The organism is Halomonas sp. MCCC 1A11062 (assembly GCF_021404355.1).
Lineage (GTDB): Bacteria > Pseudomonadota > Gammaproteobacteria > Pseudomonadales > Halomonadaceae > Halomonas > Halomonas aerodenitrificans.
On the sequence record NZ_JABFTW010000006.1, the window covers coordinates 104,480 to 119,234 of the forward strand.

At 65.0% G+C, this 14,755-nt stretch carries 14 protein-coding genes; 12 read left to right on the forward strand and 2 right to left on the reverse strand.

Translation table 11 applies throughout. The annotated features are described in order from the left end of the window. The first annotated feature begins 35 nt into the window (after positions 1 to 35). The 10 genes from purC to HOP58_RS08550 all read left to right on the forward strand — a co-directional run bounded on the left by purC (position 36) and on the right by HOP58_RS08550 (position 11,579). Entirely contained in the window at positions 36 to 749 is a 714-nt protein-coding gene (gene purC, locus HOP58_RS08505) for a phosphoribosylaminoimidazolesuccinocarboxamide synthase (protein ID WP_191224820.1), read from the forward strand. A gap of 249 nt (positions 750 to 998) precedes the next feature. Further along, positions 999 to 3,989: a molybdopterin cofactor-binding domain-containing protein gene (locus HOP58_RS08510; RefSeq protein WP_234260098.1), complete on the forward strand. Its 2,991-nt coding sequence runs from the start codon at positions 999 to 1,001 to the stop codon at positions 3,987 to 3,989. Beyond that, positions 3,986 to 4,831 carry an FAD binding domain-containing protein gene (locus HOP58_RS08515; protein ID WP_234252696.1) on the forward strand — a complete coding sequence of 282 codons (846 nt, stop codon included), beginning with the start codon at positions 3,986 to 3,988 and terminating at the stop codon, positions 4,829 to 4,831. Before HOP58_RS08510 ends, HOP58_RS08515 begins: the two co-directional genes overlap by 4 nt. Next, entirely contained in the window at positions 4,815 to 5,342 is a 528-nt protein-coding gene (locus HOP58_RS08520) for a (2Fe-2S)-binding protein (RefSeq protein ID WP_095621648.1), read from the forward strand. The genes HOP58_RS08515 and HOP58_RS08520 overlap by 17 nt, the downstream gene beginning before the upstream one ends. Beyond that, on the forward strand, positions 5,335 to 6,864 hold the full coding sequence (locus tag HOP58_RS08525; protein WP_234260099.1) for an AMP-binding protein: 1,530 nt from the start codon (positions 5,335 to 5,337) through the stop codon (positions 6,862 to 6,864). Before HOP58_RS08520 ends, HOP58_RS08525 begins: the two co-directional genes overlap by 8 nt. A gap of 35 nt (positions 6,865 to 6,899) precedes the next feature. Further along, positions 6,900 to 7,703: an enoyl-CoA hydratase-related protein gene (locus tag HOP58_RS08530; protein ID WP_234252699.1), complete on the forward strand. Its 804-nt coding sequence runs from the start codon at positions 6,900 to 6,902 to the stop codon at positions 7,701 to 7,703. Between the two features lie 42 nt (positions 7,704 to 7,745). Further along, a complete protein-coding gene (locus tag HOP58_RS08535) occupies positions 7,746 to 9,023 on the forward strand; it encodes a benzoate/H(+) symporter BenE family transporter (RefSeq protein ID WP_234252700.1) in 1,278 nt (425 codons plus the stop codon). A gap of 39 nt (positions 9,024 to 9,062) precedes the next feature. Next, positions 9,063 to 10,037, forward strand: coding sequence for an XdhC family protein (locus HOP58_RS08540; protein WP_234260100.1), 975 nt, complete (start codon positions 9,063 to 9,065; stop codon positions 10,035 to 10,037). Then, a complete protein-coding gene (locus HOP58_RS08545) occupies positions 10,027 to 10,623 on the forward strand; it encodes a nucleotidyltransferase family protein (RefSeq protein ID WP_234252702.1) in 597 nt (198 codons plus the stop codon). The genes HOP58_RS08540 and HOP58_RS08545 overlap by 11 nt, the downstream gene beginning before the upstream one ends. A gap of 104 nt (positions 10,624 to 10,727) precedes the next feature. Then, a complete protein-coding gene (locus tag HOP58_RS08550) occupies positions 10,728 to 11,579 on the forward strand; it encodes an AraC family transcriptional regulator (protein WP_010629720.1) in 852 nt (283 codons plus the stop codon). 39 nt (positions 11,580 to 11,618) lie between these two features. Here HOP58_RS08550 and tsaA read toward each other — a convergent pair whose 3' ends face one another. Then, on the reverse strand, positions 11,619 to 12,383 hold the full coding sequence (gene tsaA, locus HOP58_RS08555; RefSeq protein ID WP_234260101.1) for a tRNA (N6-threonylcarbamoyladenosine(37)-N6)-methyltransferase TrmO: 765 nt from the start codon (positions 12,381 to 12,383) through the stop codon (positions 11,619 to 11,621). 85 nt (positions 12,384 to 12,468) lie between these two features. Between tsaA and HOP58_RS08560 the strand changes: the two genes are divergently transcribed. Further along, complete coding sequence (locus HOP58_RS08560) at positions 12,469 to 13,005, forward strand: GNAT family N-acetyltransferase (RefSeq protein ID WP_010629718.1); 537 nt, start codon at positions 12,469 to 12,471, stop codon at positions 13,003 to 13,005. 46 nt (positions 13,006 to 13,051) lie between these two features. Here HOP58_RS08560 and nadC read toward each other — a convergent pair whose 3' ends face one another. Continuing rightward, complete coding sequence (nadC, locus tag HOP58_RS08565) at positions 13,052 to 13,906, reverse strand: carboxylating nicotinate-nucleotide diphosphorylase (protein WP_234260102.1); 855 nt, start codon at positions 13,904 to 13,906, stop codon at positions 13,052 to 13,054. Positions 13,907 to 13,983: 77 nt separating this feature from the next. Between nadC and ampD the strand changes: the two genes are divergently transcribed. Further along, positions 13,984 to 14,544: a 1,6-anhydro-N-acetylmuramyl-L-alanine amidase AmpD gene (ampD, locus tag HOP58_RS08570; RefSeq protein WP_234260103.1), complete on the forward strand. Its 561-nt coding sequence runs from the start codon at positions 13,984 to 13,986 to the stop codon at positions 14,542 to 14,544. Positions 14,545 to 14,755: the final 211 nt, after the last annotated feature.

The window sequence follows — 14,755 nt, forward strand, 5'->3', positions numbered from 1 at the left end:
GCTAAGGTCATTGCCTTCACCTTCTGGAGACCCCCATGGAAAAGCGTCAAGAACTCTACGCCGGCAAGGCCAAATCGGTGTACGCCACCGACGACCCCGATCTGCTCGTCTTGCATTTCCGTGACGACACCAGCGCCTTCGACGGCGAGCGCATGGAGTCGCTGGCACGCAAGGGCATGGTCAACAACCGCTTCAACGCCTTCATCATGGAGAAGCTGGCCGCGGCGGGCATTCCCACCCACTTCGAGAAGCGTCTCTCCGACACCGAGAGCCTGGTCAAGAAGCTCGAGATGATTCCGGTGGAGTGCGTGGTGCGCAACATCGCCGCCGGCGGCCTGGTCAAGCGCCTCGGCGTGGAAGAGGGGCGCGAACTCACGCCGCCCACCTTCGAGCTGTTCCTCAAGAACGACGCGCTGCACGACCCGATGATCAACGAGTCGCTGGCCGAGACCTTCGGCTGGGCCACGCCCGCACAGCTCGCCGAGATGAAGTCGCTGACCTTCAAGGTCAACGAGGTGCTCAAGCAGCTGTTCGCCGACGGCGGCCTGCTGCTGGTGGACTACAAGCTGGAGTTCGGGCTGTTCAAGGGCCAGATCGTGCTGGGCGACGAGTTCTCGCCGGACGGCTGCCGCCTGTGGGACGCCGAGACCCGCAACAAGATGGACAAGGACCGTTTCCGTCAGGGCCTCGGCGGTGTGATCGAGGCCTACGAAGAGGTGGGGCGTCGTATCGGCGTCGAGTTCGACTGAGCCACTGCTGACGAGGGACTCCAGCATCGTGACAGGAAGGCGGCCCAAGGGCCGCCTTCCTGCGTTCGAAAGCCGTGTGTGTGCACTGGCGACGGCTCCTTATCCTTTAGTTGCAATTCAGACTCTCGGGTAAAAGTGCCGATGATGGGGCCAAACTCCATCCCGCCGAGCAAGGCCGATCGGCGAGCGACTCCATAGACTTCTCTCCAGATGGCAACCGATTCCGACACGGCCATCGCGGAGGAGTGAATGAACGCTTTCGAGCCAGCCTTGCGGGAGGGGCAGTCGGGCCAAATTGGCCGCCGGCAGCCGCGCATCGAGGACGATGCCCTGCTGCAGGGGCGTGGTCGCTATGCCGACGACCTGGCGGTGGCGCCAGGCACCCTGCATGCCGCCGTGCTGCGTTCACCCCATGCCCATGCCCGGCTGGTCGGCCTGGACGCCTCGCCGGCGCTGGCCATGCCTGGCGTGCATGCCGTCCTGACCGGCGAGGACGTCAAGCGCTGGGCGCGGCCCTTTCCGGTCGGCGTGCGCCAGCCCATGGAGCACTGGTGTCTGGCCGTCGACAAGGTGCGCTACGTCGGCGAACCGCTCGCCGTGGTGATGGCCGAGAGTCGCTACCTCGCCGAGGACGCCCTCGACGCCATCCGCGTCGACTACCAGACGCTGCCCGTCGCGGTGGATACCGAGGCGGCCATCGCAGCCGACGCCCCGCTGCTCCATGAGGCAGTCGGCAGCAATGTGGTCAGCGAGCGCCACTTTCGCTATGGCGACCCCGAGCAGGCCTTCGCCGAGGCCGAGCATCGCGTCGCGCTCAAGGTGCGCGTGCCGCGCAGCTCCTGTACGCCGATGGAGTGCTACGTGGTGCTCGCCGAGTATGACCCAGCCAGTGCCAGCTACGATGTACTCGCCAACTTCCAGGGCCCCTATGCGCTGCATACGGTGATGGCTCGTGCCCTCAAGGTACCCGGCAACCGCTTTCGGCTGCGTACCCCGCCGGACTCCGGTGGCAGCTTCGGCATCAAGCAGGGGGTCTTTCCCTATGTGGTGATGATGGGGTTGGCCGCCCGCAAGGCCGGCGCTCCGGTGAAATGGGTGGAGGATCGCCTCGAGCACCTTCAGGGGGCTTCCTCGGCTACCAATCGGATGACCGAGATAGAGGCTGCAGTGACCCGCGATGGGCGTGTCACCGCCCTGTACTGGGATCAGGTCGACGACTGCGGCGCTTACCTGCGTGCGCCGGAACCGGCCACTTTCTACCGCATGCACGGCAACCTGACCGGTGCCTATGCGATCCGGCATCTTGTCGTGCGCAACCGCGTCGCGCTGACCAACAAGACGCCCACTGGACTCAACCGCGGCTTCGGCGGGCCTCAAATCTATTTCGCCCTCGAGCGGTTGATGCAGCGCATCGCCGTGGAACTCGACCTCGATCCTCTCGAGGTGATCCGTCGCAACCTGGTGCCGACCGGCAGCTTTCCCTATCGGGCCGCTGCCGGAGCATTGCTCGACTCTGGTGACTATCCCGCCGCTGTGGAACAGGGCATTCACGAAGGTGGGTTGGAGGAACTGCTGGCGCATCGTGAGACAGCCCGCCGCGAGGGACGGCTCTACGGCATCGGCTACACCGTGGCGGTGGAACCCTCGATCTCCAACATGGGCTATATCACCACCGCCATGACGCCCGAGGAGCGGCGTAAGGCCGGCCCCAAGAACGGGGCGGTGAGCACCGCCACGATCAGCGTCGGTCCGCTAGGCGACGTCAGCGCTCATGTCTCGTCGACGCCGCAAGGGCAAGGGCATCGCACGGTGGTCGCCCAGGTGATCGCCGAGGTGCTCGGGGTGCCGCTTGAGTCGATCAGCGTCAATGTCGAGCTCGATACCGGTAAGGACGCCTGGTCGATCGCCTCGGGCAACTACTCCAGCCGCTTCTCAGGCGCCGTGGCCGGGGCGGTCTACCAGGCGGCGGTGAAGGTGCGCGATCGCCTAGCCGGTATCGCCGCCGCTCGGTGGCAGGTGGAGGCCAGTCGCATCCGCTTCGCCGAGGGGCAGGTGATAGTGAACGACAGTGAGCTGTCGATGCCCTTTGGCCGCCTGGCCGGCGCCACCCACTGGGCGCCGGGCACACTGCCCGAGGACGAGCCGGGCGGGTTGCGCGAGACGGCGTTCTGGTCGCCGCCTCAGCTCGAGGCGCCGGACGAGGACGATCGTATCAACAGCTCGCTCTGCTACGGCTTCATCTTCGACTACTGCGGGGTGGAGGTCGACCGCATCACCGGCCAGGTGAGACTCGACCGCTATGTCACCCTGCATGATGCTGGCCGCCTGCTCAATCCCGATCTGGTCGATGGACAGGTGCGTGGGGCCTTCGCCCAGGGGCTCGGTGCGGCACTGATGGAGGAATTTACCTACGGCGACGATGGCAGCTTCCAGTCCGGCACCTTCGCCGACTATCTGGTACCGACCAGCGTCGAGGTGCCTGAACCACTGATCCTGCACAGGGAGACGCCGTCGCCGTTCACCCCGCTGGGTGCCAAGGGGGTGGGTGAGGGCAACAACATGAGCACCCCGGTGTGCATCGCCAATGCCGTGGCCGACGCCTTGGGCATCGCGGACATCGAGTTGCCGCTGACGCCGTCCAAGGTGCGCACGCTGATCGGCATCGAGGAACCTGCGCGGCCCCAGGGAGTGGGCGAGGATCAGACGGCTCCCGCAGCAGGTGGCGGCTCGCGGCTCACCGCCAGCGACTCGGTGACGCTGCCGGGCAGCCCCCAGGCGGTCTTCGACACCCTGCTCGATCCCGAGACCCTGCAGGCGATCATCCCTGGCTGCCATGCCCTGGAGCTTACCGGCGAGAACGCCTACCGAGCCGATGTCACCGTCGGCGTGGGGATGATCCGCGCGCGCTTCGATGCGCAGGTGGCACTCTCCGACCTCGACCCCCCGCACGGTCTGCGGCTTTCCGGGGCCGGCACCAGTGCCATGGGCTCGGCGGAGGGCAGTGCGCAAATTCGGCTGACCGAGGTCGAGGGCGGCCAGACGCGACTCGACTACGACTACGACGCCGCCGTGGGCGGCAAGGTCGCCTCGGTGGGCGGGCGCATGCTGCAAAGCGCCTCGCGGATGATCATCGGCCAGATTTTTGCGCGCCTGGCCCAGCGCATGGGCGGCGCCGCACCACGGCTGTCACTGTGGCAGCGCCTCAAGGGCCTGTTCGCCGGCCGGGGAGGTCGCTCATGAAACCTGCTGCATTCGATTACTGGCGGCCGAGCAGCCGTCGCGAGGCCTGTGAGTTGCTTCACGAACATGGAGATGAGGCGCGACTGATCGCGGGTGGGCAGTCGCTGATGGCGGTGCTCAACATGCGCCTGGCCCAGCCCAAGCACCTGCTCGATATCGCCGGTATAGAGGATCTGCACTACATCGAGCGGCGTGACGATCACCTGGCGGTGGGTGCCGGGGTGACCCAAGCCGAATTGCTGCAGTATCCCGGTCTCGCCGAGGCGGTCCCGTTGCTGGCCCTGGCGATGCCCTGGATTGGCCATTGGCAGACCCGTAACCGCGGCACGGTATGCGGTTCGATCGCGCATGCCGATCCCAGCGCCGAGCTGCCGCTGTGTCTGGCCACCCTGGGAGGGCAGGTGGTACTCGAGAACCGCCGCGGCAAGTCGCGCCGGGTCATGGCGGAGGACTTCTTCCAGGGGGTACTGACTACCGACCGCCGTCAGGACGAGCTGATCACCGAAGTGCGCTTTCCCCTGGCGAGGCCGGGCGCGGAGTACCGATTCCGCGAAGTGGCCATGCGCCACGGTGACTTCGCCATTGTCGCGCTGGCGGCGGTGGTCGACAGCAACCGCGTCACTCTCGGCGTGGGTGGCGTCGCCGACCGCCCAGTGAGTCGCGAACTCGCCCGCCACGCTGACCCGAGCGAGGCCCTTAACGCCCTCGCCTGGTCCTTGGGCGCCGAGGATGATGCCCATGCCACGGCGGCCTATCGCCGCCAGTTGATCCGCGAGCTCGGCCGGGAGTTGATCGCCGGCGGGCCAAGAGACGAGGAGAACGCCCATGCACGCCAGGGCTGACCAGCGCATTCGCGTGACCCTGACCCTCAATGGTCGCGAGCGCAGCGGCTACGCCGAGCCCCGCACCCAGCTGTGTGACTTCCTGCGCCACGAGCTGGGGGCCACCGGCACGCACGTGGGCTGTGAGCATGGCGTGTGCGGTGCCTGCACGGTGCGCGTCGACGGTCGTGCCAGCCGCAGCTGCCTGATGCTCGCGGTACAGGCCGAGGGTCGGCGGCTCGACACCGTCGAGTCGCTGGCAGGAGAGGAGGGCCTTTCCGATCTGCAACAGGCTTTCCGGCGTCATCACGCCCTGCAGTGCGGCTTCTGCACCGCAGGCATTCTGATGTCCTGCGAGGAGTTCCTGGACCGTGTGGCCGACCCCAGCGAGGCCCAGGTGCGCGACATGTTGTCGGGTCATCTGTGCCGTTGCACCGGCTATACCGGCATGGTCCAGGCGGTACTCGACGTGGCCCGGACGCGCCGCGAGGCGACCGTGCCTGACAGTCAACAGGAGAACAACGATGTTTGATCTTGGTCGCAGTTTTCTTGCCTCGGTGGAGCGTCGCCCCCGGGCGATTGCCATTTCCGATGGCGAGCTACGCAAGACCTATGCCGAATGGTTCGCCGATATCCAGAGCGTGGCCAGGAGCCTCGAAGCGATGGGCCTGGCCAAGGGGGACCGTCTGCTGGTGGTGATGCAGAACCGCTGGCAGATGGCGACCCTGCACTGGGCCTGCCAATTCGCCGGGATCGTGGTCACCCCCCTCAACTGGCGATCCACGGCCCGGGATCTGAGTTACTGCATCGAGGATGCCGAGGTCAAGGCGCTCGCCTATGACGATTCGGTGACCGAAGCGGTGAACGGCTGTCCCGAGGCACAGCGGCTACCACGCATCACTGCCGGAGGGGTCGAGGACATCGGTGCCCATGACTTCGACGCCCTGCTCGGTGTGGACGGTGAGCTGGTATTGCGTGCCGACGCCGAGGATGTCTCGTTGATGCTCTACACCTCGGGTACCAGCGGCAAGCCCAAGGGTGTGCCACGCCTGCATCGCGCCGAGCGTGCCGCAGCGCTGGCCCATGTGGCACAGAACCTCTATCGCCACGACGAGTGCACCCTCGGCGTGATGCCGCTCTATCACACCATGGGCGTGCGCTCGCTGCTGTCGATGGCACTGATCGACGGCCACTTCGTCTGCGTGCCGAAGTTCGATCCCGCGGCGACGCTGGACGCCATTGAGCGTGAGGGCGTCACCAACCTCTACCTGGTGCCGACCCTCTACCACATGCTCATCGAGCACCCCGAGTTCTCACCGCCGCGGGTAGCCGGCGTCGACAAGCTGGGCTTCGCCGGCGCGCCGATGAGTGCGGGGCTGATGGCCCGGGTTCAGGAGGCCTTCCAGCCCAGCCTGTTCGTCAACCACTACGGCAGCTCCGAGATCTATACCTTCACCATCGACCAACGGGCCAGTGACAAGCCGGGCTCATCGGGTCGGCCTGCGCTCAACCAACGCATCCGGGTGGTCAGGGTGGGCGCCGAGTCGCCGGACGAGATCCTGGGCGTGGGGGAAGAGGGCGAGATCATCGCCGACATGGCCGGCGACGAGGCCTTCCAGGGCTACTGGCACCGCCCCGATGCCGACCGCAAGGCGCTCAAGGAGGGCTGGTACTTCACCAGCGATACCGGCTACTTCGACGCCGACGGCGACCTGTTCGTCACCGGCCGTGTCGACGACCTGATCATCACCGGTGGCGAGAACGTCAGCCCGGTGGAGATCGAGAATGTGCTCTCGGTGCACCCCCAGGTGGAAGAGGTCGTGGTGGTGGGGCTGGCCGATGAGCAGTGGGGCGAGGTGGTCACCGCCTTCGTCAAGGCCCGACAGGCCCTCGACGAGGGCGCACTCGATCGGCACTGCGTCGATTCCGGCCTGGCCCGCTTCAAGCGCCCGCGGCGCTACGTCTTCGTCGACGAGATTCCCAAGTCCCCCGTGGGCAAGATCCTGCGCCGCGTGCTGCGCGAACAGGGAAGCCCCAGCACACGACCTCACTGACAACCGAACAACCGAACCGATAAAGGAACCATGACATGACCAGTACCGACGTGAACACCATTCTGGCCAGCGACTTCGACGGTTTCAGGGTCCAGGTCGATGCCGAGGCCGAGCGTGCCGACATCATCCTCGACCGTCCGCCGCTCAACGTGATCTCGATGCCCCAACGCGACGAGCTGCGTCGCGTGTTCGAGGCGCTGGACGCCCATGACGGCGTGCGCGTCATCGTGCTGCGTGCCGAGGGCGAACACTTCTCCAGTGGTGGCGACATCAAGGGGTTCCTCGAGGCCTCACCCGAACATGTCTCGAAACTCGCCGACAACGTGGCTGCCCCGGCGCGTTGCTCGAAGCCGGTGATCGCCGTCAACCGTGGCTATACCTTCGGCGTCGGCTTCGAGCTGTCATTGGCCTGCGATTTCCGCATCGCCTCCGAGACGACTCTCTATGCTCTGCCGGAGCAGAAATTGGGGCAAATCCCGGGGTCCGGAGGCTCTGCCCGCCTGCAGAAGATCATCGGCATCGCCCGGACCAAGCACATGGTGATGCGTGCCAAGCGCATCGGCGGTGCACAGGCGCTGGCGTGGGGTATCGCCAGCGAGTGCGTGCCCGATGACCAGCTGGAGAGCGCTACCCAGGCCTTGGTGGACGAACTGCGCGGCTTTTCACCGCTCGCTCAGCGCACCGCCAAGCGCCTGATCAACGACAACGAGGATGCTCCGCTGTCGGTGGCCATCGAAATGGAAGGCCACTGCTACAGCCGGCTGCGAACCTCCAGCGACTTCCGCGAGGGTGTCGAGGCCTTCCATGGCAAACGTCGAGCCGTCTTCACCGGTGAATGACCCGTACCCCAATGACATAACAACAACCCCCGGAGAGATACCATGCAAGCACACGACAATAACGGGGTCAGCCCCACGCCAGCTGCGGTAGTGGACGCCAAGCGTCCGCTGCTCAAAGACCTGACCCGGGTCTTCACGGCCAAGTCGATCAGTGCAGGCACCGTCGCCGCACTGTTCGGTTGCTCGGGGCCGGCGCTGATCGTGATCAGCGCCGCCGAGGCAGGCAATCTGTCCAATGGCCAGACCGTGGCCTGGCTGTTTGCCATCTATTTCCTGGGCGGTCTGATCAGTCTGATCATGGCCTCGCGCTACCGTATGCCGATCACCGGGGCCTACTCGATCCCGGGGGCGGCAATCATGATCGCCGCCCTGTCGACCATTCCCTTCAACGAGGCGGTCGGCGCCTTCATCATGAGCGGCGCTATCGTTCTCCTGCTGGGTGTCAGCGGAGTAGTAGGGCGTATCATGCGTTGGCTACCGATGCCGATCGTCATGGCGATGATCGCCGGCGCCTTGATCCGCTTCGGCATCGGTGCGGTGAACGCGGTGGGGGCCGCACCCTGGATCGCCGGCACGGCAGTGGTGGCCTTCTTCCTCAGCTCACGCTTCATCAAGACGGTGCCGCCGGTACTGGTGGCCGCGTTGGTGGGGCTCATCGTGGCCTTCGCCATGGGGGCCGTTCAGCCCGCCGAGGTGGACATCGCCTTCGTCGCACCGCAGTTCACCGCACCGAGCTTCACCCTGGGGGCCTTCCTGGCCATCTCCGTGCCGCTGGCGGCACTGGTGATCGGGGCCGAGAATGCCCAGGCCACCGGGGTGCTGCTGGCCGAGGAGTACCGCCCCCCGGTCAATGCCATGACCATCATCAGCGGCATCGGTGGCATGCTCGCTGGCCTCCTCGGCGGCCACAACGCCAACATCGCCGGGCCGATGACCGCCATCTGCTCCTCCGAGCAGGCAGGCGACGACAAGAGCACCCGCTATGGTGCCACCCTGGTGAATGGCGTGCTGTTCTGTGCCTTCGGGCTCTTTGCCGGTGCGGCGGTGCCCTTCATCCTGGCGTTGCCCAGCGCCCTGATCGGCAGCGTGGCCGGTCTGGCAATGATCGGCGTGCTGTTGGCAGCCTTCCAGCATGCCTTCTCCCGCCATCGTGGCCACCAGATCGGTGCCTTCGTGGCGCTAGTGGTGGCGATGAGCAACATCAGCCTGCTGGGGATCAGCGCTCCGTTCTGGGCACTGGTCTGCGGTATCGCGGTCTCCCTGCTGCTGGGTGAGAAGACGCTGGATCCCGACACCGAGACAACCAAAGTGGCCGATTGAACGCGGCTGCACCATCGGTGGCCATGAGAGGGTGGAGCGATGCGTGACCTCGATCATCAGGTAATCACCCAGGCGCTGGCCTGGGGCCGCGACGGCCACCCCATCTGGTTGTGCACCGTGCTGTCGACCTATGGCTCGGCGCCCCGTGGACCGGGCGCCATGCTGGTGGCGCGTCGCGACGGTCAGTATGTCGGCTCGCTATCCGGTGGCTGTGTCGAAGAAGCCTTTCTCGAGGAACTCATCGTTGGCGACTTCGACCGAATGGTGACCTTGCGTCGCTACGGTGAAAGTCGTGAGGAGAGCCGGCGTCTCGCCCTGCCCTGTGGCGGCGTGCTCGAAGTATTGATCGAGCACCGTGCCCCCGACGCCGCCTGGCTGGTGCACCTTGAGGTGCTGTACCAGGCCCTGCAGGGGCAGTGCCGCCTGGTACGGTGTGTCGATGTCGAAGCCGGCTCCTTTCAGGCTCGCGAGGATGACGTTGCCGAGGGGCCATGCGTGGTGCGCCGTCCCGCGTCCGTCGACATTCGTATCGGGCCCGTGCTGCGCCTGCTGCTGGCCGGCCTCTCGCCGGTGGCCGAAGCCTGTGCTCGCTTCGCCCAGGCGTTGGGCCACGAAGTGATCGTCTGTGACCCTCGACCGGAGATGTGCGAAGGGTTCAGTGTCGACGGGGTGACGGTGGTGCCGCAGTTACCGTCAGTCTTCATCGCCGCCGGGGGCTGCCATGCGGCAACCGCGGTGGTGGCCTTGACGCATGATCCGCGCATCGATGATCTGGCCATGATCGAGGCAGTGCGTACCGAGGCCTTCTATATCGGCGTGATGGGCTCGCGCCGGACCTCGGATGCCCGCGCCACACGGCTGCTGCGTTCCGGGGGGCTGTCCCAGGCCGATGTCGATCGCATCCAGATGCCGATCGGCCTCGATCTCGGCAGCAAGACCCCAGCCGAGATCGCCCTGGCCGTGGTAGCCGATATCGTACGGGTCTACCACGGGAAAGCCCGCGATGCCCTCTGACACCGTCGCTGCTCTGGTATTGGCAGCCGGTCGGGCGCGCCGCTTCGGCTGCGACAAGCGCCTGGCGCACCTGCCACAGCGTGGGCCGCTGCTGGCCGCCACGCTGGCGACCCTACGGCCTCATTTCGGCGAGATTCGGGTAGTGGTGGGCATCGAGGATGATCCCGTCCATCTGGGCATTGCCAAGGATATTGGCACCATTGTTGCCGAGACGGCAGAACAGGGTATGGGAGCTAGCCTCGCCGCCGGTATCCGCATGCTTAGGGACGAGACTCAGGCTGCGGCAGTGGCGGTGATGCTGGGAGATATGCCTTGGTTGAGCGAGGCCACCTTTGCTCTATTGTGCTCAAGAGCTAGTGATCGGGCGATCGTGCGGCCCTTCTATCGGGGGCAGGGTGGGCACCCGGTGCTGTTCGGCCGTTGTTTCTGGGGCGCGCTCGAGCAGCTGACCGGCGACGAGGGAGCTCGCAGCGTGGTACGGCGGCATCGGGATGTCTGTATCGAGATCGAGGTTCAGGACCCGGGCGTCGTGCAGGATGTGGACCGGCCATTGGATCTTGCCTGGACAAGACATAATGGCCGCTGAGTGGCTTGCCATGCGACTTTGGTCTGGCTATGGCCGGGGCGCGAGTAAGAGATGGTACGCTGGCTTGTATCAGCATGCCTTACACTTCCACTGACGAGGACGTCATGTCGAGTGCACACCGCATCTTGCATGGCGAGTTTGGTCGCGTTGCCCTGCTGGACATGGATGAGTCGCTGGTGCCCCACGCCCATTCCGAATGCCATGTGCTGCTTAAGGTTTCCGGGGAGGATACCTATTTCTCGGTGCGTGATCGCCGGCTGCCGCTAACCGACAGGACGGCGGTGCTCATCAACGCCTGGGAACCGCACTTCTACGATCACCAGAGCGGTGCCGCCGACACTCTGATCCTGGCCCTCTACATCGAGCCGAGCTGGTTGGCGGCCTTGCAGCGCGGACTGGCGTTGAGCGGTCGCCCCGACTTCTTTTCCAGCCCCTGCATCGAACTTACGTCCCGTATGCGGGATCATGCGGACCTGCTGATCGATGCCATGTTTTCTTTCGGCTTTGTGCCTCAGGGCAGGCTGGAAGAGCTGCTTTTTGATTTGCTGATCGGGATCACCGAGAAACACTCCGAATTGCGCCACCTTTCCAGGCTGCGAGTGGGCGTTGCCAGCGACTTCTACGATGCTCGCATTCGTCAGGCGAGCCAGTTCATTCTCGACCATCCCCAGGGGGAACTGGATATGGAAGGCATCGCCCGTCATTGCGGTCTTTCGCGGGCGCATTTCTTTACCCTGTTCAAGAAAAACACCGGCATGACACCGCAGATGTTTGCCAATATCGGCAAAATGCAGTTTGCGTTTCGCTGCCTATCGGAGAATCGCTCTGGCACCTTGGGTAACTTGTCGGAATCCTTGGGTTTCTCTGAGCAGGGGCACTTTACACGCTTCTTTCGCCGCCATATCGGGGCTTCGCCGAGTCAATACCGTAAGGTTGTCGACAATTATCTTTCCTAGAGCAATAGTAGTCGCGGTATTTAAATTACCGTCAAATTTCTAATTCCCGATGTCGATTTCGATCACGTGAATCCCTGACCTTCCAGTCAATGCTGTGCTTTCTACTTGGAAGCGCACATCGACGTCGCGCAAGCGTACGCCGTAGAGTCGCTCCTCGGCGCTCTTGCGGTAGGCGGGGCGAGGGTCCTGGGCCAACACCTGGCGGATGAGCTCGCGCAGCGAGGCGGCATCCGCGCGCGTGGCCAGCGTCGCTTCGGCTGCAGCGCTGAAACGCACCGCCAGCTGCGGAGGCGGGGCGGGGGCGTAGCCGGCTCGGGCATCGGGCAGTGCCTCCGCCCAGGGCAGGTAGGGTTTGATATCGAGCACCGGCGTGCCGCTGATCAGATCGCAGCCCGTCAGTGCTAGACGTACTCTCGCTCGATCGTCGTTTCCACCTATGTCGACCCCACCTATGTCGATCCTACATAGTTTCACCAGCGACTGTCCCAGACGGTTTGGCCGATGGGTGCTGCGGCTGGCGAAGACGCCGACCTTGGCATTGCCACCGAGCCGCGGCGGTCGCACCAGGGGTGTCCAGCGCGCTGGGCTGTGATGAAAGACGAAGGTCAGCCACAGATGGCTGAAGGCCTCCAGGCCGCGTACGGCAAGCGGGTCGTCATAGGGCGGGACGAGGATCAGGCTGGCGCGTGCCGCCACGGCCAGGCCGGGTTGGCGCGGCACGCCGAACTTGTCGGGAAAGTCGCTTTCGATGTAGCCGATGGGCTGAACCGAATGGCTTTCCATGGGGAGATGTGGGTTGGTCATGAGCGGGATTATGCCTACCATTGGCCATAGCGGCGAGCTTGTGTACTCTGCTTGCCGTGACAGCCATGTGAGACGCGAGTAGATGATGGAAACGACGACCCCGAACGATTCGCCGTCCGCGGCGACCCGCTCGCCGCGGATCCTCTATCGTCAGGCCAAGGCCCGTGATGGGGCCGATCAGGCCGAAGTCTTCCATCATGCCGTGATGCAGGGAGCGGCCACGCACTACAGCGTGGCGGAGCGTGAAGCGTGGGCGGCGACAATGCCGCGAGAGAGCAGCGTATGGGCCGCCCGCCAGGCGCTTTACACCACGCTGGTGGCGACCTGCGACGGGCGCTGCGTGGGATTCCTGGAACTCGACGTGCCCGGCGGCCATATCCATACCCTGTATGTCTGGCCTTCACTGGCGCGGCGTGGCATCGGCTCGACGCTGCTGCTATATGCCGAGCGGATGCTGCTGGAGCACGGCCACGGCCGTGCCACCATCGATGCCAGCCGTATGCTGGCCGAGAGCCTGCTGCGGCGCGGCTGGCGGGACCTCGGCGTCGAGTGGGTGACGAGGGATGGTGTGAGGCTCGAGCGGCGGCGGTTGGAGAAGCCGCTCGCCGCCATCGAAACCTAGGCCTCGCCCGAAAACTGGCTGCGCTCGCCGACTTTTCAGGCGAAGCCTAAGCTGCTCGCAGTTCGACGATACGCATCGACAGATCGATCGCCTTGACGTCCTTGGTCAGGGCGCCGCTGGAGATGCAATCGACGCCGGTAGCGGCGATCTCGCGCAGGGTGGTCTCATCGACGTTGCCTGACGCTTCCAGGGTCGCCCGGCCGGCGTTACGCTTTACCGCCTCGCGCATGTCGTCCAGCGTGAAATTGTCGAGCATGACGATATCGGCTCCGGCCGCCAGCGCCTGGTCGAGCTCATCGAAGTTTTCCACCTCCACTTCCACCGGCAGATCGCGGGCGATGCTGCGCGCCTCCTTGACGGCGGCGGCGATACCGCCGCAGGCGGCGATATGGTTCTCCTTGATCAGGAAGGCGTCGTACAGCCCGATACGGTGGTTGTGCCCGCCGCCGCAGGTCACCGCGTACTTCTGCGCCAGGCGCAGGCCGGGCAGGGTCTTTCGCGTGTCGAGCAGACGCACGCCGGTGCCCTCGAGCAGATCGACGTAGCGGCGGGTGCGGGTGGCAGTGGCGGAGAGCGTCTGCAGCAGGTTGAGCGCCGCGCGCTCCCCGGTCAGCACCCGGCGGGCGGGGCCCTCGATCTCGAGGAAGCACTGGTCGGCCTCGAGGCGGTCGCCGTCCGCGGCACTCCAGCGCAGCTGAACGGTGGGGTCGAGGCGGCGATAGATCTCCTCGACCCAGGCCACTCCGCACAGGATGGCCGGCTCGCGGGTGATGACCCGCGCCTTCGCCCACTGCGACTCGGGAATCAGCTGCGCGGTGATGTCGGCAGGGCCCACGTCCTCGGCCAGCAGGTGAGCGGCGGCTTCGCGAATCGCTTCGACTAGGGCGTCCTGGTAATGCATGGCGGGCCTTTTCATGTTCATGGAGCGTCGGGACCGTCATTATAGGGAATCCAGGTCCGCGACGTCAGGGGAGCGAGATGAGAATCGAGGAAGGCTGGCTTACGGGTGTCCGACGCGTGGTGTCGCCCAATCAGGATGCGCGTCCGCAAGGTGAGGTATCGGCGGTGGTGCTGCACTCGATCAGCCTGCCGCCCGGCGAATTCGGCGGCGAGCACATCGAGCGGTTGTTCACCAACACGCTGGACGCCGCTGCCCACCCCTTCTTTCCGAGCATCGTGCAGCTGCGGGTTTCCGCCCACCTGTTGATTCGGCGCGACGGTGAGTGCGTACAGTTCGTGCCTTTCGACCGGCGTGCCTGGCATGCCGGTCGTTCCTGCTGGATCGATGAGGGACGGATACGGCGGGCGCTGAACGACTTCACCGTGGGCATCGAGCTGGAGGGGGACGAGATCCATGCCTATCGTGAGGCCCAGTATCGCTCGCTTGCCGCGGTCACGAAGGCTCTCAAGCTGAACTACCCTGACATGAACTATGCCCGTATCACCAGTCATGCGAGAGTCGCTCCGCTGCGCAAGAACGATCCCGGCCCGGCTTTCGATTGGGCCTATTTCCGCCAGTGTCTCAAAGCGTTGGGTTGATCGACACGACGAGGGGGGCGAAACCGGGCGCAAAGTGATCATACGGTAGTTTTATTACATTCGAGACATTTTCGACTGAAACTATCGGCGAGGCACGTAACAGCTTGTGTTGCAATGCAATAGTCAAATTGTGGAAAAAAATTCCATTCCGTTTCGATTGGCAGGAAGACCACTTTACGGTATGTTCTACGCCATTCGTTGTATGCGCTTC

What these genes read in the sequence shown, in the direction of transcription:
- purC (WP_191224820.1), top strand. Translation starts at nt 36, where the DNA reads ATGGAAAAGCGTCAAGAACTCTACGCCGGCAAGGCCAAATCGGTGTAC.
- HOP58_RS08510 (WP_234260098.1), top strand. Translation starts at nt 999, where the DNA reads ATGAACGCTTTCGAGCCAGCCTTGCGGGAGGGGCAGTCGGGCCAAATT.
- HOP58_RS08515 (WP_234252696.1), top strand. Translation starts at nt 3,986, where the DNA reads ATGAAACCTGCTGCATTCGATTACTGGCGGCCGAGCAGCCGTCGCGAG.
- HOP58_RS08520 (WP_095621648.1), top strand. Translation starts at nt 4,815, where the DNA reads ATGCACGCCAGGGCTGACCAGCGCATTCGCGTGACCCTGACCCTCAAT.
- HOP58_RS08525 (WP_234260099.1), top strand. Translation starts at nt 5,335, where the DNA reads ATGTTTGATCTTGGTCGCAGTTTTCTTGCCTCGGTGGAGCGTCGCCCC.
- HOP58_RS08530 (WP_234252699.1), top strand. Translation starts at nt 6,900, where the DNA reads ATGACCAGTACCGACGTGAACACCATTCTGGCCAGCGACTTCGACGGT.
- HOP58_RS08535 (WP_234252700.1), top strand. Translation starts at nt 7,746, where the DNA reads ATGCAAGCACACGACAATAACGGGGTCAGCCCCACGCCAGCTGCGGTA.
- HOP58_RS08540 (WP_234260100.1), top strand. Translation starts at nt 9,063, where the DNA reads ATGCGTGACCTCGATCATCAGGTAATCACCCAGGCGCTGGCCTGGGGC.
- HOP58_RS08545 (WP_234252702.1), top strand. Translation starts at nt 10,027, where the DNA reads ATGCCCTCTGACACCGTCGCTGCTCTGGTATTGGCAGCCGGTCGGGCG.
- HOP58_RS08550 (WP_010629720.1), top strand. Translation starts at nt 10,728, where the DNA reads ATGTCGAGTGCACACCGCATCTTGCATGGCGAGTTTGGTCGCGTTGCC.
- tsaA (WP_234260101.1), bottom strand. Translation starts at nt 12,383, where the DNA reads ATGACCAACCCACATCTCCCCATGGAAAGCCATTCGGTTCAGCCCATC.
- HOP58_RS08560 (WP_010629718.1), top strand. Translation starts at nt 12,469, where the DNA reads ATGGAAACGACGACCCCGAACGATTCGCCGTCCGCGGCGACCCGCTCG.
- nadC (WP_234260102.1), bottom strand. Translation starts at nt 13,906, where the DNA reads ATGCATTACCAGGACGCCCTAGTCGAAGCGATTCGCGAAGCCGCCGCT.
- ampD (WP_234260103.1), top strand. Translation starts at nt 13,984, where the DNA reads ATGAGAATCGAGGAAGGCTGGCTTACGGGTGTCCGACGCGTGGTGTCG.